The organism is Pseudoalteromonas sp. NCCP-2140 (assembly GCF_023708065.1).
Classification (GTDB): domain Bacteria; phylum Pseudomonadota; class Gammaproteobacteria; order Enterobacterales; family Alteromonadaceae; genus Pseudoalteromonas.
The window spans coordinates 622,057-641,928 of the sequence record NZ_BRCZ01000001.1 but is presented as its reverse complement, the minus strand read 5'-3'; the positions used below and the strand labels follow the sequence as shown (position 1 = coordinate 641,928).

Sequence of the window (19,872 nt, the reverse complement as noted above, 5' to 3'; positions counted from 1 at the left end):
TGCCTGCGGGTGGTCCTTTTTGCTGTGCCTTTCAATGTCCTGAATCTTTTCATATTTAATTTAATAGGTATTAAAAATGATGATTCAGTCTTCTTTACTCAGCCAATTTGGCGAACCACTTGAACGCGTTGAACGTGCGATTGCTGCTTTGCAGCAAGGTGAGGGCGTACTTGTGGTAGATGACGAAAACCGTGAAAACGAAGGTGATTTTGTGTACTCAGCACAGCACCTGACCACAGAGCAAATGGCCATGATGATCCGTGAAGGTAGCGGTATTGTGTGTCTTTGCATGGGCGATGAGCGTGTTAAACAGCTTGATTTACCACAAATGGTTGAGCATAACACCAGTCAGAACAAAACAGCGTACACAGTGACCATTGAAGCTAAAACGGGCGTGACAACTGGCGTTTCAGCAGCTGATCGTGTAACCACCATTAAAGCGGCAACAGCTGACAATGCAAAGCCTGAAGACTTATCTCGTCCAGGACATGTGTTTGGACTGCGAGCACAAACCGGTGGGGTATTAGTGCGCCGTGGCCATACCGAGGCATCGGTTGATTTAATGCAGTTAGCGGGTTTAACACCGTTTGGTGTTATTTGCGAATTAACGAATCCAGATGGTTCAATGGCTCGCTTGCCTGAAGTTAGCAAGTTTGCCAGTGAGCACAATATGCCCGTTGTATCGATTGAAGATTTAGTTGCTTATATCCAAGCAACGCAAAAACAGGCTTGTTAAAAGCTTTAAGCTATAAGCTGTAAGTAAAAAGCTAGGCCACTCTTGTGGCCTATATTTATTGTAATTTCTCAATCGCTTGTTTAGCACTTTCACTGTCAGGATTAAGTTTTAGCGCACTTTTGTAACTTGCTAATGCTTTTTGTTTATCACCAACTGCTAAATATGCTTCACCTAAACTGTCAAACGTATTTGCTGATTCTGGATAAGATTGATTATTGAGTTCAAACACCGTGATTGCGGCGTCTAGCTCATCCATCTGCATTAATTCATAGCCAAAGTAGTTTAGCGACCTTTCTCTAGGCGTATTACCCTCACTCACCATTTGCTGATAGCTATTCTTCATTCCTGCAATACCTTCACGTTTAAATGCGTTATAAAGTTTACTATCTACATGCTCTGTCGCTTTTTCGTAGGGTTTGCCATAGTAGATTGCAAGTAAGCCATTAGTCATGGGTGTGAGTGGCGCACCACCGGTGTTATTTAAAATGACAACCAGTAATTTGTCTTCGATTATTCTACTTATAAACGCATTAAAACCATTGATGCCACCGCCATGTTGAATACGGGTTAGCGGTTTTCCGTAGGTGCTTTTATCAAGGTTTGTAACTTCCCAACCAAGTGCATAATTTCTTTGCTCAGAAACTTGATACATCTGTTTTTTATATTCGTTGTTCAATAACTTATCTGTGTAGAGAGCTTGATCCCATTTTAGTAAATCTCGTGCTGTTGAATACATTGACCCAGCAGCATAAGGGATAGACATATCTAAATAATCAGTATTGCTATAACCTGCTAGGCCATTGTCGTAACCCGATACGCGAAATTTAATGATTTTATTGTGAGAATCATAGCCTGTACTCTTCATATCGAGTGGATCTAAAATATTCTTCTGCAATACGTCTTGATATTTTTGACCTGTTACCTTTTCGATTACCGCACCCAAAATAAAATAGCCAGAATTGCTATAACGAAATTCAGTGCCAGGCTCGAACACTAGATCATCACTACATAATAAGCGAATAAATTCATCAACACTGTAAGGGTTTCGGCTGTACTCATCACGAAAAGATTTTGCCTGAGTATAATTTCCAAGACCAGAGGTGTGATTAAGTATTTGGCGAAGGGTAATTTTAGTGGCTATATCTTTTCTGTAATCAGGGAGGTATGTTGCAAGGTGATCATCGAGTTTAAGTTTTCCATCTTGTGCCAATTGCAGAATTAACATGGCGGTAAATTGTTTGGTAATTGAACCAATTCTAAATTTACTTTTATTACTATGTCTTATATCCCATTCAAAGTTGGCATAGCCAAAGCTTTGCTCAAACAGTACTTTTCCATCCTTAGCAACTAATACATTGCCATTAAACTGCTTAAAGTTATGAAAGCCATTAATAAAGTCAGCCATCTGTGCTTGCATGTTTTGGCTATGTGCGAGGCTTGAAATTGCGACTAAATAAAAAACTACAAGCAACCTTAGTTTATTAAAGAATATGTTCATTGCTGTCCTTGTTATTTGTTGGTTACATTAATCGATGTAAAACCTCATTGCGCATGGCTTGATTAATAAGGCTTACCATTCTGGTGTGGTTCAAATTACTGTAATGCACAACAGATACACTCTTATTTTGAAGTGCTTGCCAATAACTAGCGGGGCTTATTGGGTCAGCGTTACTGACATAGAGTGTGGTTCTATTAGCTGATTGTTTGCCGTTCAGTAGGGCGATTAAATCAAGCTGTGTTTCATCAATACCACTGTTTTGAATTACATTTTTTGCTGCATTTTTAAAATCATTATCTTTGACAAAGTAGCTTAAGGTTGGGTGATAACTTTTAGCTACGGACATTAATGCGGTGTCAAAGTGCATCATTGGTGCAACCATTATCTGTTGTTTTACATTAGGCATTTGCTTTGCAAGTTGCATAGCAGCAATACTGCCTATTGAATAACTTAAAATATCAATTTGTTGGTATTGGTTGGTATTTAAAAAATGCTTTAATACACCAAGACTATTTAGACCAAACTTGAATTCACTATACTGATTGCTCGCAGGCATGAGGATGACATCTTTGCCGGTAAAATGGCTAAGCCAACGGGCTTGAAAGCTATAAATTAAACTACTCACACCATAACCAGGGAATACTATAATCGCTGAATCGTTTTTCCGTTTAGCGCCATTTATAGAGGTCAAAGTTGTTTCAAATGTTTCCATTTCCTCTTTAGATTTTAGTTTAAAAGTTATGCCAAATTGTTCACCTTGCTCAAAATATTCTATTAAATCATTATGGGAAAATATTCTAACTGCTATACAGTTATGCGTAGTGTTACATGTTTTGTGAGGTATACCTTCGTAAACGGTATTTAACATTGGGTCGTCAGGGCCACCGTAAGATATTTCTTCTACAGGTTGAGTGATTTGATAAGCAATAAAACTTTGACAACCACTGAGGACTGAAATATAAAAAATGCAGAGGATAAAGCGCATAATTCCCTTTGTTGTTATTGTAGTATTTCCATTAATCACAACAACTTACCAATCAAGCAGTAATAATGCAATTGGATAATATTTCTTCAAGGGTTATATTAAGCTTGCAATTACCACCTAGCGGTAAATCCACGGTTATCTATGTGAACAAAACCACCGTGGTGGGAGGCAGGTTTATAGCGGCCAATACCGCCATTATAGCGGCTTTGCTTTTGGAATTTCTCAAACACTTTATAAAGTACATCAACATCAGCAATCGATAGTTTGCCATCACCGTTTAAATCGTCCATTCGGCCATCACCATCTTCATCTATATATAAGTCAAAGGCATCGCCGTATTGGTGTCGGCTGTGTTTGCCATTACCAATTGAGCGATTGTAATGGGGTGTTCTATAGCCGCTGATAAAGGCAAATTTGCTAACTTTAATCCCTTCATTTTGTACAAACGTGAGCAGATCTTCGAGCATCATCAAGCCATCGTTGTTGACATAAAGATACTTCGGAAAGCCACTCACTTGCTTACAAATTACATTTTTAACTTGCACATGAGGAGTCAACTGGCGTGTTAGGTCTTTCTCAAAAATTTCTATAAACCCGTTTGGCGCACTGTATTGTGGGTAGCCTTTATAAGGGGCAGGGTAGAGGCCTATTTGATAATTATTCAATTGCTTATTGTTAGCATTGAATGGTTTTTTCACTATAACGAGTAAGCGTTTGCTGGTTTTGTTGTTACTCAGTACTAGGCTATAAAACCCTGCATTTTCTGGGGCATAAACGGCAATGCTATTTGGCCCTAATCGCTCAGTCTCAACATCTGATACTGTAGTAGCTGTAAAATCAGCCGTGTTATCAAGTGTGAGCACTTGTTTTGCATCAAGTACAAGGCTGTGCAGCGAGTAAGTTAATTCAATGGCAGCAACAGAGCATGTAGTTAACGCTAAGCACACACTAAAAATAATACGGCTGAAATACATAGTGACCTCTAAATTGTATTGTTTGCTAATGGTGTGGTGAGTGCTTTTAATAACGCGCCATCGCGATTATAAACGTCGGTATAAAATTGTAGGCCCTCGTCGTTACCCGCAACGGTCCAATACATTAACAGTACATCCAGCGGTTTTGATAAGCTGACTTTTTTAGTTTCTTTTGCAGCAATGGCGTCATCAATTTCACTACGGCTCCAATTATCCGAGGTTTCTAAGATTTTCTCAGCTAAGGTGAATGGATCATCAACTCTTACACAGCCGTGGCTAAATGCACGTTGGTCTTGCTGGAATAAACTTTTTGCAGGGGTGTCGTGCAAATAGATTGAGTATTTATTAGGGAACATAAACTTGATTTGCCCTAATGAATTATTCTCTGAAGGCTGTTGTACAAACCAATATGGGAAGTTTTTGCGGCTAGCATTCGGCCAATCAATACTCTCGCTATCAACTGGGTTACGGCGACTATCAACCACAACAAAGTCTTTCTCGTTTAAGTAGTTTGGGTTTTCTTTCATTTTTTTGATGATGCCACCTGAAATACTCCTCGGTACTGTCCAGGTTGGGTTCATCACGATATAGCTCATTTGCCCTTTAAATATTGGCGTTTTGGTGTAGTTTCTGCCTACGACTACATTGGTTTGCCATTTTAATTTATTGTCTTCAAATAAATACAGCAGGTAACCTGCGATATTTACCACTAAGAAGCGCTCTGTTAGCGTGTTATCAACCCAACGAATGCGCTCTAGGTTTACTAAAATATCATTAACGTACTCACTGTAATCTTTGTTGAGTAGTTTTAACGTCGCATTGCCAATCACACCATCATCAGCAACTTGATGCGCATTCTGAAAGCGTTTAACTGCTGCGACTAGCTCATCGTTATAATCAGTGGCATCACTGTTACTGCCGTCAAAATACTTTAGTCGTTTTAACTTTTGTCTTAAAAGTGGCACTGCTGGGTCTGATTGCCCCGGTTTTAATACTTTATTTTGCAGTGCGAAGTCAGGTAACTCGCCGGTAGCATCAAGCTCTCGATAAAACACAAGGGCGTCTTTTAAACGCTTATAATGAGGCAAAACAGGTTTTAGATTTTCAAGTCCCTTATCAAGGCTTTTGGATTTTACATGTTTAAGTAATGAGGCCGCTGCAGCATCTGGGCTGACATCAAACTGTTCATAGTTCCATGTGGCTGCTAGTTGTTTAGGGTTTACTTTTCCGCGAATTAAGTGTTTTGCATAGGTCATGACGGCATCAGTCATTAGAACATCAAACTGGGCTTCTACGGCATCCGCTCCGCGTTTATCTATTTCGCTGGCCAGCGCCATTAATGTATCAAAGTGATAGTCGTTAGGAGATAGCCCTTCAAGTTCTGCTTGCGCAATTAAGTTGAGCGCTTGCTTGGCATATTTTGCGTTGTCCCATACTCGTTCAAAATTATTTGCTTTATAGGTGGCAACGGTCATTTCAGGAGAGTGGATTTGTTGTCCTTCTATACTGTGAGATTCACCAATCAGAATAGGCTCAAGCTGTTGTTGTAAGTATTGGTTTTCAGCCAGCACAGGCATACAAATGGATAAACAACTTACCAAAGCTGTGTAGCGTAGAATTTTCATAGCTATGTCCTTATAACGTATTTAGTAATTTCTTGAATTGTTTCTTTTTTGCTCATTTAAGCTTAGCAAAACAATACGATTTATAGGAACATATTTTTAAATAAAAAACGCTTGGCAAATTTATTGCCAAGCGTTCGGTTGGGATCTTGAGAGGGGCTTAATTACTGGTTGTTTGTAATTTTGCTTCTGGTTCTGCTTTTTTACCTCTTAGCTTGCCAATTAAGCGTTTAAAGTCTTCTAACGCGACGTACTGACAAGGGATTAAAATAAGCGTAATGACCGTTGCAAATAACACCCCGAATGCTAGAGATACAGCCATTGGGATAACGATTTTTGCTTGTAAGCTTGTTTCCATAATGATTGGTAATACACCAATAAAGGTCGTTATTGAGGTCAGTAATATTGCTCTAAAACGACGCGCACCGGCTTGCATTACAGCCTCTTTGATTGCTACACCTTCGGCGCGAGCTTTATTGACAAAGTCGACCATCACTAGCGAGTCGTTTACGACCACACCTGCAACAGCGATGATACCGAATACCGATAAGCTACTCATTGTCATACCTAAAATCATATGACCAAACATCGCACCAATTACACCGAATGGAATAACCGACATGATAATAAATGGCTGTGAGTACGAGCGTAGTGGAATAGCAAGTAACGCAAAGATAATCATCATTGATAAAGCAAAGTCACGTACTTGTTCTGCCACACTGTCCATTTCTTCTTGAATACGACCGGCTACATTACTTTCTACACCTGGGTAGCTTTTCAGTAGGCTAGGTAAGTACTCGTCACGAATTTCTTTTGCAATGGCAAATGGTTCAGCTTGGTCAGTATTAACCGCAGCCCACACGTTTACAGTACGTTTAGCGTTTTCACGACGAATACGGTTTACACCATCAACAATGTTGACTTTAGCAACTTCAGCAAGCGGTACTTCAACACCCGTTGGCGTGATGATACGAGCATCTGTGATGTCACTTACTGCGTTTCGCGATTCACGAGGGTAGCGGATCATCACTTTGATCTCTTCACCGTCACGTAAAATACGTTGTGCTTCTAGGCCGTAGTAGCTAAAGCTAACTTGTGATGCCACATCTGAAAGGGTTAACCCTAAGCTGTAAGCAAGCGGTTTAAGTTCAAGTTGAACCTCGTCAGTTGCAGATTGAAGCGAGTCATTTACATCACCTACGCCTTGCATGCTATTTAGCTTTTCTTTTAACTTTGCAGCCACTTCTTTGAGCTTATTGATATCTTTGCCTTCTAAGCGAAAGCTAACATCACCGTCATCACGGCCGCCATTCATGATACTGTCTTCAATATTCAGCGTTTTCACACCTGGCAGTGGTGGCATTTGTTCGCGCCACATTGCACTTAATTGGAAGGTATCAATAGGGCGTAAGTCTGGTTCAACCAAAATCGCCATAATGCGTGCACTTGTACGACCACGTAAACTAACCGATAAGTCGCGGATCATCGCTTGACCATATTGCTCTTCAAGTTGTTTATCGACATCTAAAATCAGCTTTTCAATGGTTTGCGCTGTCTCAAGGGTTGCTTGCTCAGACGAAGATAAGTTCATTTCAACTGAGATACGTGGGAAATCATGTGGAATTTTAGGATTCGCAACAAATTTCACTAAGCCACCAGCGAACATACCGCCACTAACAATAAGCACACAGATAAAGCCAACAATCACGGTGTAACGGTAATGAATACAGCGACCAATAAATGGTGTGTAGTAATTATCAACAAAGTTCTTGAGGCCATTATCCATACCTAAACGTAAGCGATGTAAAGGATTTTTAGGATTCGCAGGTTTATTTTTCATTGCCGCTAAGTGAGCAGGCAAGATTAGTTTTGATTCAATTAATGAGAACACTAAACATAGGATAATTACACCACCAATGGCTTTTGAAAACGCAGAGCCAGGGCCTGATGCCAGTGTTTGTGGTAAAAATGCGGCAATCGTGGTTAACACCCCAAAGGTTGCAGGAATAGCAACGCGTTTTACGCCGCGCACTACGTTATCTAGGCTGTGACCATGCTTTTCAATTTCAGCACTGGCAGACTCACCGACGACGATAGCATCATCAACGACTATCCCGAGCACCAGTATAAATGCGAATAAAGAAGCTAAGTTAACAGTGATGTCTATAAAGCCCAGTGGCATCATTAAAAATGCACCTAGGAATGACACAGGTAAGCCCATCATTACCCAAAACGCTAAGCGTAGTGGTAAAAATAGCGCCAGTACCACCATCACTAAAATACCACCCCAAATCATGTTGTCGATCATCATGTTTAGACGACCTTCAAGGTAGTAAGTTAAATCAACAATCGGTGATAGTTTTACGCCTGCTGGTAACTGTGGTGCTTTATCTGCTAGATATTTTTTTAATACCGCAGCAACTTTAGTGATGTCTTGATCTTTCGACGCATTTACTTCAAAAGTTAGTGAGTTTTTACCGTTGTACTTAGAGTATTGTAAGCCTTCTTCAAAGCCGTCATTAATTGTTGCTACATCACCTAATAACACCTGTGCGCCATCAGGTAGGTGTAATAAAGGCAGATTTTCGAACTCTTTACCACGATACGCTTGATTTTCAACACGCATCGAAATGTAGCCATTTTCAGAGCGAATTTGACCTGCAGACATATTGGCAGAAAAGCTGCGAACGGCTGTGGCAATATCACGGAAAGTTAAACCATACTCACGTAGTTTATCTGGGCTGATTTCAATGCCAATTTCGTAGTTTAAGCCACTGTAAAAGTTGACCAAGTTAATTTGTGGTAAAGCTTGTAGCTCATCTTTTATGTCGTTACCAAGTTCTTTGAGCTGGTAGTTACTCATATCGCCATATAGCGCGAGTATCATAACTTCTTGCTCAAACTTTTCACGGCGAACAATTGGGCGTTCCATCTCCGCAGGGAAGGTATTGATTGAATCAACCTGCATTTTGATTTCATCGAGTACTTCTTGCGGGTCGTACTTTTCTTCGATTTCTATCCAAGCTTGTGAAAAACCACGGTTCGAATAGGTAATTAAACGCTTAATGCCTTCGAGACCTTCTAAAGACTCTTCGACCTTAATGGTGATGCCTTCTTCTACTTCTTGCGGCGCAGCCCCCGGATAAACAGCTTGAATACTGATCCAGTTACTTTCAAATTGTGGGAACATTTGCTTACGCACCGACATTGCTGTCAATAAGCCTCCCACTAAAATGAAAATCATAAGTAAGTTTGCTGCTACTGGGTTGCGAGCAAACCAGGCAATAAGCCCTTTTTCTCTGTGCGTGGTCATGGCTTATTCCTCTTTTAACGCTAACTGCGTTGTTGGCACACTTAGTGTTGCGTCATCTAGCTTGACCGCCATGCCTTCAGTTGGGTATTCAAGTGCCGAGGTAATCAGTTGCTCACCATTAGCAAGGCCATTATCGGCGATCACCATGCCATTTTGTTCGCGAACGATGTTAAGTGTTTTAAAGGTAAGCGTTTCGCCATCTTGTAAAACAGCGACTTTTTTGTCTTTAACTAAATGGTGCGGAACAACAATCGCATTATCCAGCGCTCGGCCTTCGATAGTGGCGTTAATGTATGAGCCAAAACGTAATGGCTGCTTTTGCTCATAAGGCGTTGCTACTTGCGCTACCAAGTAATTCATGCGACTACGTTGGTCCACAACTCCTTCGCTACGTACGATAGTTGCTTGCCAGGTTGTTTGTTTACCTGCAAATTCAGCGTTAATTGATACGCTGGCGCCAATTCCTTGGTTATTTAGGTATTGCAGATCTTTATCTGCCACAGGTAAACGAATTTCAGCCAATGACGTTGAGCTCAGGCTACCAAAGCTGTTACCTGGGTTTACTACACTACCTAAACTAATTAGACGCTCGTCAATAATCGCATCGTAAGGCGCTTTAATGTATGTGCGCTCAAGATTACGTTTTGCGCGTTTTACACTTGCTTGCGCTGCACGGTAACTTGCAAGTTTTTCAGCAAGTTGTGGTTTACGTAAATAAAGCTCAGATGGAATAATTTGGTTTGAGTCACCTTTGATGCGGTCCCACTCAGCTTGCGCAACTGACACCTGTGCACGTTCTATCTCAAGCGCTGAGCTTGCTTGTGCCAAACCGGCTTCAGCTTCAATGAGTGCCGCTTCGTAATCATTTGGGTCAATACGTGCTAGAATGTCGCCTTGCTTAACAAATCCACCTTGTACAAATTGATCTGATAACGACACAACCTGACCACTCACTTGCGCAACAAGTTCAGTTTGGTTTTTAGGTTTAACGATACCGTATGATTTTACATCAAGGGTAATAGCGTCAAAACTTAACGGTTTGATTGATACAAGCGGGCGCAGATCTTGTTCTGGTTTTTCGACTGGCGGTTGCTTCATAGAGGCAAATGCGAATGCCATTCCAAGTCCGCCGACTAATACGGCGATAGGGAGAATGATTTGTTTTTTACTAGCCACGGGATAGTCCCTCACGGTTGACGGTAATTAAAATAAATTTGATAGGCTAAGCATACGCAATAAAGTGTTTACAAGGCGTTTGAAGATGTAACAAACCATTACACATATTACAAAGGCGCTACAAAGGTTCTATAAGAGGTACTCAATGACAGATAAAATGGCATGTAGATTAGGCTGTGGCGCCTGTTGTATTGCACCCAGTATTAGCTCACCGATCCCAGGAATGCCCAACGGCAAAGCCGCGGGAGAGCGCTGTATTCAACTTGATGATAATAACCTATGTAAATTATTTGGTGATGAATCAAGGCCTAAGGTGTGTAGTGACTTTTCTGCTACCGTTGATGTATGTGGCACCACTAACGAACAAGCACTGTATTTAATTACCGAACTTGAGCAGATGACTTAAAAAAGATTAAACCTTTAACACTTTTTAACGATTGCTGAGGTGTAATTTTTATAAGCAAAGTTTTCTTTATGGCGTTTAATATAATTTTGGTTATGGTTTGATAGATACCTCGAAAGGTAACGTGACACAATAATGCCAGTCAATTGACTGGCATTATTGTTTTTGCTTACCACGTATAGGTAGCGCTAAGAGTGTATTGTTCGCCGCGGCCTGGGGTACCTGGGACTTCTTCGAAAGATTCATTCCAAATGTTGTCAGCTGCAAAGGTAACAAACACATTATCAAGCTGAGCTGGGGTGAATTTTAGCGTTAACAGCGTGAAGAAGGCTTCATCATCAGAGTTACGTAAGCGGTTACTATGTTGCTTACACCATTCGTTATCGATACGCAGCTCAAGCACATCCATTGGTTGCCATACTGCACCCAGTGTTACACGGTGATCAGGGTAGTTAAGCGCATAAAAGCTCGCATCAATATCTGCCGTGCCATAGTCTTCTGACTTTTCTAAAAAGGTGTAGCTGGCAATTAAATCAGTGCTTTCGAACGTTTTATTCGCTAAAAACTCAACGCCTAAGGTGTCTATATCAACCGGGTTTGCAAAACGTGCTGAGGTTGCATCAAAGCGATATGTCCAATCCGTAAGGTTTTTATCTTTACGGTAGAAAATAGCTGAATCTAAACGCCATGAAGACTGTTCAATCAGTAAACCTAATTCAAGGTTATCGGTAGTTTCGCGCTCAAGGCTGTAGTTACTTCTGAATAATCCGCCCGTTTCACTGCCGCCGATGGCGGTATAACCGGGAACTTGTGTTGCCTCGGCGTATGACGCATACCAAGTATGTTCACTGCCATTTTGATTAGCTATTTTAAGGCTGGCATCGGCAATAAATGAGGTATCTGAGCTATCACGGTTGGTATCATCAAATGCAGCACCAACACGTAAAGTAAGCTCTTTGTTCGCTGTAAGGGCTGATTTGTACTCAGGCAAGATACTTAGCTTAGTGTAATTACGTGATGTAAAGTTGTTTTCAAGAGACGTTGATTCAATTTCATCAGCAATAAATTGCCCAGCATAATTAATTGCATAGCGGTCATTTAAACGGTGGCGTCCAGAGAGTCCCAATGACTTAACTGTGGTTTCGTGAAACGCTTCAAAAATAGCAGGGTTTTCACGAGACAATACATAATGGTCGTTATGTTTACGATAATAACCAGTCACTTCAAAGGTATTGCTCTCACCATACATTTGCTTGTGATTGAGCATGAAAAGCTTGGTTTCAAGATCTTCGGTTTCGTTAAAATTAAATGGCGTGTAAAGATTTGGCCAACCAAAAAACTTTTCTTGGCGGCCGAACATTAAATCAGTTTGCGAGGTAGAGCTTGCAAGTTGAACACGCGCTGAGGCACGTTCAAAGTCGTGGTCGCCATTATCAATTGAGCCATCACTTTTTGAGTGCGAGTATTCACCCTCAAAACCTAATCGCCAATCAGGTTTGCTATCAAGCTTTTGGCTACGGGCAGCATGTATGCTTTGTAAATTAAAGCCATTCGTACCTGTGCCAAGTGAAACACTACCGGTACTCGTGATAGGGCGCCAGCCAAATGAAACCGTACCAACCGAGCTATTCATACCATAAAGGGCATTATCAGCACCTGTAAGTACTGAAGGTCCTGTTAGCATTTGTGGTGCAATTGGAATTTCAGCAAAGTAGTGACCAGATTGAGGGTCGAATAACGTACTGCTACCGACACGAAAGCCAGTATTTTCAAAGATACCACCACGTATGGTGACATCAGCTTGTGCTTCAGCCATATTACGCGATTGCAAATCGACACGCGGGTCATATTCTAAATTTGATACCGGTGCATCAAAAGTACCTACAGGTTCTTTATTTGCGGTTGCTGAAACTTCAACGGTGATTTGTTCAATATTGTTGGTGTCTTCTGCTAGTACTGAGCAAGTGACGAATAATGCGGGAAGTGTAAGCTGTACTGCGCGTACCATCTAAAACTCTCTTGATTTTGTTTAATCTGGGGTAGTGGGCTAGTTAGGCGCACTGAAAATTGCGGGTATTGTATCTGAATCACTGAGTTATACCACTCCAACCAGATTTCAGCAGGCAATAAAAAACCGCGCTAATTGCGCGGTCTTTTAACTAAAACAGTGTTTAGTTTTGATTAATTGATTGCGGTGGGAAGTTACTTAGAATGTTAGCAACAGTCTCTTTGATAACTTCAGTGCGCTTTTCAGGTGATTGGTTCTTTTGCAAACGACCTTCTTTCGCACCGCGCCAAACTAATTGGTTAGAAGCACGGTCTACCACGTCTAGAATTAACGTACCCACTTCGTATTCGCGAGCAGTTGTTTGCGTGTTGTAACCCATACCCCAGTAATTCCAGCGAGCGCCGTAACCCACGTTAAAGGTATCTACATCAATTTTTGTATCAACAGAGGCGTGATAGTTAATTAGTACATCTGCTTGCGCTAAATCAACTAGCTTCATACCGCTTTTTTCTAGTTCAGCATTTACAGCGTGACGAACACGTTTTTCCATTAAAGGGCTAATTTGGTAGTTCGCTACGTTTTTAGTCAAGCTGGCATTAGGTACCCAAGAGAAGGTTTTATAATTACTAAAATCTGCTGATTTGTCGTAATCCCAATCAGGCGTTTTAGCACAAGCCGCTAAAAATAATACAGCCGTCGCGATTAATAAGTTCTTCATATTGTTTGCTCCTTGGCAAAATTTCCACTACTTGATTGATAACATAACACAAATAATATTCAACTGAATGATTATTTAAAAACTATGGCACATTTACAAAAAAGTACTGTAATAGTTTGTAATTAAACAGTGTGTTCTACTTCTATCCAGTCTTTTTCATCCACCCAGTTTTGTGCACCATCTTTAACAGTACGAATAGGGACGATGTAATCACAGCTAACTTGTGGTTTAACTGAGGCAAAAATCGGCACAAAGCCAAAGCTAAGCGCGGTTTCGATAATTGCTTTTTGGTTTTGTGGGTCGATATCAGCTGCTTCATCGATATAAATCGGAATACGATACAAGTTTTGTTCTTGGTCGCTTAATAAGTAACGAATAAACAACATGCCACACAGTAGCTTAATGGTAATACGGGTACCGTTAGAGCCGGCTGAATCGATTTTTTCGAAGTGCTCAGTTTCGCCAGCACGGTTTACTACTTCAAAACGAATATCAAATAAATCGGTCAGAGTTAAACCGGCTTTTTCTGAGGCAAGCTTAATTAAATGATCTTTCGCTTCGTTTACCGCAGATTCGCTATAAGGCTCTTGGCTTAATAGGTCGAGGGTATCGCCTTGCTCAAACTGATTTGAGGTACTGATAATTGTATCAATGCTATCAACTAACATCTTGCGCGGAATAACATTAATTTTGAATGCTTGAAGGTTAGAAATCCGATGCTGACTAATGCCTTTATTAAAGCTGTTCATTTCGCGGCGTAGGCGGTCTAAGTCTTCACGCAAGCCCTTAATAGTGGCGGCTACTTCGGTTAACGCAACTCGGCCTTGACGTTCAACGGCATCGCGCTCGTTATCGATGTTATGAAACGCGCTAATAAGCTTTTCGTATTTAGTAAACTCATCGTTTTCGTTATCAAATTTAGTAATACCCGCATTGTAAATATGCATGTAGGTGTTACGTACGTTGATATCAAAGTTACGTAGCTCTTGGCAGTCTTTGTTAAAATGATGAATGAGGTCACTTAAGTTATCAAAATCAATATTGATTTCAATCATGTATGGAGTGACTTTGCCTGAGTAAAAATCAAGCGTGTGATCGATACGTTCAGATTTAACTTGACGCAAACGGTCAGCTTGGCGCGCAAGTAGATCTTTTTTCGACTTGATAATTGAGCGACGATCGCTGATTGAGCCACTATTTTTTTGAATGTCTTGCAGATAGTCGTCAACTTGCTCGCGTTCTGCATTTAACTGCTCTTTTAGCAGTGTTTGTGCATCGACAGATTGCTGCATCACTTCAAATTGTTCAAAGCGTTTTAACGCTTCTTCTGAGGCCATTAGCTCATCATATAAAGCATCTTTTTCTTTTTGCTTTTCGGCGACATTAGCAGCGACTTCGCGTTGTTGTTTAAACTCTTTTAGTGAGTTTTCTAGGGCAGCGAGTTGCGCGGTTAATTGCTCTTTATTTTCGCCCGTTTGCATTTGCACTGGGCTTAGCTTTTTAAGTTTAATCGTCGCGCCAGGAAGAGTCAGTACACCGCCTTTCACATTTGCCGATAATTGCTCTAAAAACTCACCAAAAGCATCTTCGTCTGTGATCTCAACATCACCATTGCTGGTGGTGGCAAACGATAAGATATCAGGGTTTAGAATACGCGAAATCTCTTCAACTTCTTTTAAAGATAAATCTTCACGCATACGGGTGAATAAATTGAACTCAAGGTTCTTTAACTGCAGTTTTAAGCTCTTAATTTGCTTTTGTGTTTCGCTAATACGGTAATCAAGCGTGTGCAAGCTTTGCCCTTGGGCACTGCTTAATGAATGCGATAGCGATTCATAATCTTGTTTAAGTTGTGTAAGGCTTACTTTTAAGGTGGCTTTATTAACTAATTCAAACTCAGATTTAAGTGCTCGATAGTCTAAAAACCATTGTTCAATTTGTGTTTGCTTACGTTCAATATCACGTGATTGCTGAATATACAGCTGCTGCTTTTGGTCGAATTCGTGCTTTTCGTGTTCGATATCCTCAAGGGCAATATTGAGCTCAGAGAGTTGCTCTTGTTGATAGGTTTCAAAGTCAATCAGTGCTTGGTCAATTTTTGGCGCATAGGCAGCAAGCTTACCTTTTAAAACTGTTTGGTTTTCAAGCATAGATTCAAGAGCTGCGATTGGCTCTTGCATTGACTCAAGGGCTTTTAATTCACGTTTAGCGCGATTCACTTTATCAAATGAACGTCGCCACACTTCATAAAAGTCGACACGTGAGTTTGACATATGGCGCTCAAATACGCGTAACATAAAGCGCTTAACATCACTGGCACCTAACTTATGCAAGTTAAGGATACGGCGGAAAATTTCTTTGTAAATTGCTGAATCTTGCACGTTATTGAGGGGGATCATCTTTAAGTTGATATCGCCATCAAACGGCGTTGCGCCGCCAGTGAGTAGGGCGTTAAGCTCTTGCGCTTTTAATTCAATTGGATTGAAACCTTGCTCTTTTAAGTGATTAAAAAGCTTGGTGAATTTTACAATGGTTTTGCCTTGAGTGTAGTGTTCAAGGTTCAACTTACCTTGATAGCAAAAAAACTGATGCGCGTAACCAGCAATTTTACCAAGGCCGGCAACACCAATCACCACAGGGCCATTAGGTAGGTCAGCTTCGAGTAAAATATAGGATTGGTCTGACGAAAAGTAGAATTTTCGGGTTTCGTCTAAATCGTGGCCATCCCATTCTGTTAAACGTAAATCATTGATCAGTGGAAATTGCAGGGCATTAATTACCGAGCTTTTACCGGTATTATTAGGTGCACAGATTGAACTACTTTTATCCAGCGGGATCACGCATTTTGCATAGCCAGCGGTATTTAAAAGCGCAAGTTTGCTGAGTCCGTATAGGCTTTGGCTTTGCATTATTCGTCATCTCCTAGGTAGGTTTCTTCGTTTACTTCCATTAATGCATCGATATAACGATAAATAGGTGCTTGCAGCATAAAGCCGTTTTCTACTTCGCGAGCAAGACCTAAACGCACCATACGTAAGTAGACGTCTTTGCGTAAATCTGAGCCTGAGAAGATTTCTAATTGATCAAACAGGTGCTTGTTGATTTGCACTAAGGTTTGCATCAGTTCAAGGTCGTTTACTTCGTCAAACAAGGCACGCATTGGATCTTTACCGGTATTGGCATAGTGCTCAATCAAGATGTAGATAGTCAGTGCGATGGCACGCGAAATTTTACCCATATTTGGGGTGCTTTCGTCGCTGCCAAAATAGTAAAAACCACGGCTATCATGTTGCAGATCATGGCCAAGGGCGTTAAATAATGCGCGGTAAGCATCAATGTGTTGGTCAAGCTCTTGCCACATCAGCGTGTCTTGTTCGCTAATGTGGTAGCCTGATGTGAGCTTTTTATTAATAGCTTGCAGATGCGTTAAATCATCTAAATTAATATCTGTCATGGTTATTGCTCTGTTGCTTTTTTATCGTCAGCAATCGATGAGTTAAATGGGTAAAGAGAGAAGTGTTGCTGGGCAATTTTTATTTTTACTTTCTCTTGGCTTTGGCTAATTTCAAGGTCGCCATCGCTAATCAATTTTTGATACAAGAACAGCATTTCGTCAGCTTCTAAGTCTGGGTAGCTTTCATCTAAGAAACTAAGCAGCGGCTGAGCTTTTTTGCTGGCTTTTTTAAAGCGTTTTCTAAATTGTGTTTTAACGTCGTTGTAATCAGGAATATGTGGGCTTTGATAGGCGGGCACATCATCATGTTCAGGAAGCTGATATTCATCGTGCTCAAAGTCAACTAAGCCTGCCATATAGGCCACAATATGACGTTGCTGACCAAGTGAAAAACGTTGTGCATCTGAGACAAAGTTAGGCTGTACTGCACTTAACATGTTATCGACGCCATTTTTACGCACTAAACCAAGCACTTTAGCCGCTTGACGCGTAATTAGGTTGTTGCGGCGTAATTCTTCACGCAGTGGCATCAACATATCGGCGCTTTTACGTAAACTTTCACGGCCAACTAAATGCATTTCTAAAATGCGGGTACGTAATTGTTCAAGCATGCGTTTGTCTTGGTATGACTTACCAAGGCGGTCAATTTGCTCTATTTGCGCGCTAATTTGCGCTTCGATGGTATTAAAGCAAGCGTGGAAGTCACCACGAATATCCACCATTTCCAGCATAGGCTCGATGTATTCATCGAATGCTTCAATTACAGCCTGGTAGCGTTTTTGCAGTGATTGCACCGCGTTGTCTGCTTTTGCTTGCTCAACAATATTTAAAATCGCGTTTTCGTTGTGGGCAAACAATTTCATTATTTTGCGTACCCGATCATCCATAATACGGCTAAAGCGTCGAAGCTCGTCGTAATCTTCAATTTCACCGGCTTTAGCAAGGCGATTACCAAGGCGAGCTAAATCATCAACAAGCACACTAATTTCTTGGGCAAGACCTAAGTGTTCTTCTTGTAGCAAGAAAGTCGCAAAATCGGCGATCGCACGGTTAATTTCTAACTGCGATGATTTTGCCAGTGGAATGATAATATCTTGATTCAACAAACGATTTGTTTCTTTATAAATGCGTTCATTTGACCATGAAGGTTGTTTTTGTTTTATCGCATTTTGTACGTCTTTCAAGCTGAAATCAGCCATCTTAAAACGTTTAAATAGCAGTTCTAACACCCCCCAATGTTCAGTAAGGGTATTTAATAACTTTTTAGCTGGGATCATAAGGCTCCAGTAAATTCAGACTTTGGTGTTAGCGATTAGTATTAAATTATGTAATTGAGAATAGTTTTATGCTTTCTATGCTGCTAGAATCCGCGCCGAAACACTCGAATTACAATTTTTACATTATTATAAAGGTTGTTCAAACACCATGGTAACCCCACTTATCCTAACCCTGATAGCGGTGGCATTTTTGCTTATCGTTATAGAGGATATTATCCATGTAAACAAGGCCAAAACGACGCTTTTTTTTGGCACTTTATGCTGGATTATCTTATTTATCTCTCCAATTCATGGGCAAAGCCCAGAAACCATACAACATCAACTGGATCATAACATATTAGAAATCGCGACTTTGTGGCTGTTCTTAATGGCTGCGATGACCTTTGTAGCCTATTTAAACTCTAAAGGCTTTATCCAGAATATTGTTCATAAAATTATGCCAAGTCAAATCAGTGAACGAAAGCTGATGTTTCTGATTGGTGGCTTTGCGTTTTTATTTTCATCAATATCAGACAACATAACCGCGACTTTAATCTCGCTTGCGGTGGTGATGTCACTTAAGTTAGATCCTAAAAAATTAATAAAATATGCGACCTTAATTGTATTTAGTGTTAACTCGGGTGGGGTGTCGTTGATCACGGGTGATGTTACAACCCTGATGATTTTCTTAGACGAAAAAGTTACTATTGCTAATCTACTATTATTAATTGCCCCTGCTCTGACAAGTGTTGCACTGCTCGCGGCGATGTTGTCGGTGGGTATGTCGGGTAATGTTGTGTTTGAAAAGCAAGCAGCCCGTCGTATCGAAAAGACAGATATTACCATTGCGGTTATCTTCTTCTCGACGATTATTGCTACGTTAACTTTGAGTGTGCTTTATAGTGTGCCGCCGTTATTAACCTTTTTATTTGGTTTATCTCTGATGTTTTTGGTTGCGCAATTCTTAATGCGCAAAAAAGACGTTAACAAAAAAATCATCGATTATATTCGTGAAATTGAATACGACACCTTATTGTTCTTCGTCGGTGTATTATTACTCGTTGGCGCATTAAAAGAAGTTGGTATGCTTGCTAAATTTACTCACTTATATGAGTTGATGGCACCGGAATATGCCAACTACTTGATGGGGCTATTATCAGCGGCGGTAGATAACGTACCTCTAACAGCAGCACTTTTAAAAGCTGATATTGTGATGAGCCCTCAGCAATGGCTGTCGTTTACTTACGCAACTGGGGTCGGTGGCTCAATGCTTATAATCGGCTCTGCGGCAGGTATTATTGCCATGAGTAAGGTAAAAGCACTAACCTTTATGAGCTATCTTAAAATGTCGGTTTATTTATTAATTGCTTATACCGTTGGTTATTACGGTTCGCACTTAGCTGGCAGTTTAATTTCATAAAACAACTTGACAGCTAGACGTCTAAACGTTAACTTTCGAAGCCTGCTTTTAACAGCAGGCTTTGTTATTTTAACCAGGTGTTAACTTAACATTCAGAAGAGGTGCGATACTTAGGTAATTAATGTGAGGTGACGAACGCCAATGACCATTAATGAGGGAAGTACTCGCCGAGAAAATTAACCGGACGTCACGGTTATTTTTCGGTTTATGGGGCTGAATCCTCAAAACTGTCACCAAACTAGGTGGAGAGCTTCTGGCATGGACTACTCTTTATTTTCAAAGCACCCCCTTGCCGAGTTCTTCTTGAAT

14 protein-coding genes and 1 riboswitch are annotated in these 19,872 nt (G+C 40.7%); of the genes, 3 read left to right on the top strand and 11 right to left on the bottom strand.

What is annotated here, in order from left to right; genetic code table 11:
* The first annotated feature begins 82 nt into the window (after positions 1–82).
* Complete coding sequence (ribB, locus tag NFU46_RS03010; RefSeq protein ID WP_105180530.1) at positions 83–736, top strand: 3,4-dihydroxy-2-butanone-4-phosphate synthase; 654 nt, start codon at positions 83–85, stop codon at positions 734–736.
* A gap of 55 nt (positions 737–791) precedes the next feature.
* Here the strand turns inward: ribB and NFU46_RS03005 are convergent, their stop codons facing one another.
* The 6 genes from NFU46_RS03005 to NFU46_RS02980 all read right to left on the bottom strand — a co-directional run bounded on the left by NFU46_RS03005 (position 792) and on the right by NFU46_RS02980 (position 10,304).
* On the bottom strand, positions 792–2,234 hold the full coding sequence (locus NFU46_RS03005) for a serine hydrolase domain-containing protein (protein WP_251599598.1): 1,443 nt from the start codon (positions 2,232–2,234) through the stop codon (positions 792–794).
* A 22-nt stretch (positions 2,235–2,256) separates the two neighbouring features.
* On the bottom strand, positions 2,257–3,258 hold the full coding sequence (locus NFU46_RS03000) for an alpha/beta hydrolase (protein WP_251599595.1): 1,002 nt from the start codon (positions 3,256–3,258) through the stop codon (positions 2,257–2,259).
* Positions 3,259–3,329: 71 nt separating this feature from the next.
* Positions 3,330–4,193 (bottom strand): D-Ala-D-Ala carboxypeptidase family metallohydrolase, encoded by an 864-nt coding sequence (locus NFU46_RS02995; RefSeq protein ID WP_251599592.1) that lies wholly within the window; start codon positions 4,191–4,193, stop codon positions 3,330–3,332.
* An 8-nt stretch (positions 4,194–4,201) separates the two neighbouring features.
* Positions 4,202–5,818 (bottom strand): murein L,D-transpeptidase, encoded by a 1,617-nt coding sequence (locus NFU46_RS02990; protein WP_175081016.1) that lies wholly within the window; start codon positions 5,816–5,818, stop codon positions 4,202–4,204.
* A gap of 157 nt (positions 5,819–5,975) precedes the next feature.
* A complete protein-coding gene (locus tag NFU46_RS02985) occupies positions 5,976–9,128 on the bottom strand; it encodes an efflux RND transporter permease subunit (protein ID WP_251599589.1) in 3,153 nt (1,050 codons plus the stop codon).
* Between the two features lie 3 nt (positions 9,129–9,131).
* On the bottom strand, positions 9,132–10,304 hold the full coding sequence (locus NFU46_RS02980; protein WP_175082200.1) for an efflux RND transporter periplasmic adaptor subunit: 1,173 nt from the start codon (positions 10,302–10,304) through the stop codon (positions 9,132–9,134).
* Positions 10,305–10,461: 157 nt separating this feature from the next.
* On the opposite strand from NFU46_RS02980, the gene NFU46_RS02975 reads away from it, so the two are divergent.
* Positions 10,462–10,710, top strand: a complete 249-nt coding sequence (locus NFU46_RS02975; protein WP_054551936.1) for a YkgJ family cysteine cluster protein — start codon at positions 10,462–10,464, stop codon at positions 10,708–10,710.
* A gap of 166 nt (positions 10,711–10,876) precedes the next feature.
* Here NFU46_RS02975 and NFU46_RS02970 read toward each other — a convergent pair whose 3' ends face one another.
* The 5 genes from NFU46_RS02970 to NFU46_RS02950 all read right to left on the bottom strand — a co-directional run bounded on the left by NFU46_RS02970 (position 10,877) and on the right by NFU46_RS02950 (position 18,164).
* A complete protein-coding gene (locus tag NFU46_RS02970) occupies positions 10,877–12,715 on the bottom strand; it encodes a TonB-dependent receptor (protein ID WP_251599585.1) in 1,839 nt (612 codons plus the stop codon).
* 163 nt (positions 12,716–12,878) lie between these two features.
* Positions 12,879–13,433 carry a DUF4136 domain-containing protein gene (locus NFU46_RS02965; protein WP_251599583.1) on the bottom strand — a complete coding sequence of 185 codons (555 nt, stop codon included), beginning with the start codon at positions 13,431–13,433 and terminating at the stop codon, positions 12,879–12,881.
* A 122-nt stretch (positions 13,434–13,555) separates the two neighbouring features.
* The gene (locus NFU46_RS02960) at positions 13,556–16,342 is read right to left on the bottom strand and encodes an ATPase (RefSeq protein ID WP_251599580.1); all 2,787 of its coding nucleotides are present in this window, start codon (positions 16,340–16,342) and stop codon (positions 13,556–13,558) included.
* Entirely contained in the window at positions 16,342–16,887 is a 546-nt protein-coding gene (locus tag NFU46_RS02955) for a condensin complex protein MksE (protein WP_063705788.1), read from the bottom strand. The genes NFU46_RS02960 and NFU46_RS02955 overlap by 1 nt, the downstream gene beginning before the upstream one ends.
* Before the next feature lie 2 nt (positions 16,888–16,889).
* Positions 16,890–18,164: a hypothetical protein gene (locus tag NFU46_RS02950; protein ID WP_055196777.1), complete on the bottom strand. Its 1,275-nt coding sequence runs from the start codon at positions 18,162–18,164 to the stop codon at positions 16,890–16,892.
* A 148-nt stretch (positions 18,165–18,312) separates the two neighbouring features.
* Here NFU46_RS02950 and nhaD point away from each other — a divergent pair, with 148 nt between their 5' ends.
* Positions 18,313–19,563 carry a sodium:proton antiporter NhaD gene (gene nhaD, locus NFU46_RS02945; RefSeq protein WP_251599577.1) on the top strand — a complete coding sequence of 417 codons (1,251 nt, stop codon included), beginning with the start codon at positions 18,313–18,315 and terminating at the stop codon, positions 19,561–19,563.
* An 88-nt stretch (positions 19,564–19,651) separates the two neighbouring features.
* Positions 19,652–19,824, top strand: a riboswitch (Lysine riboswitch).
* Positions 19,825–19,872 lie beyond the last annotated feature (48 nt).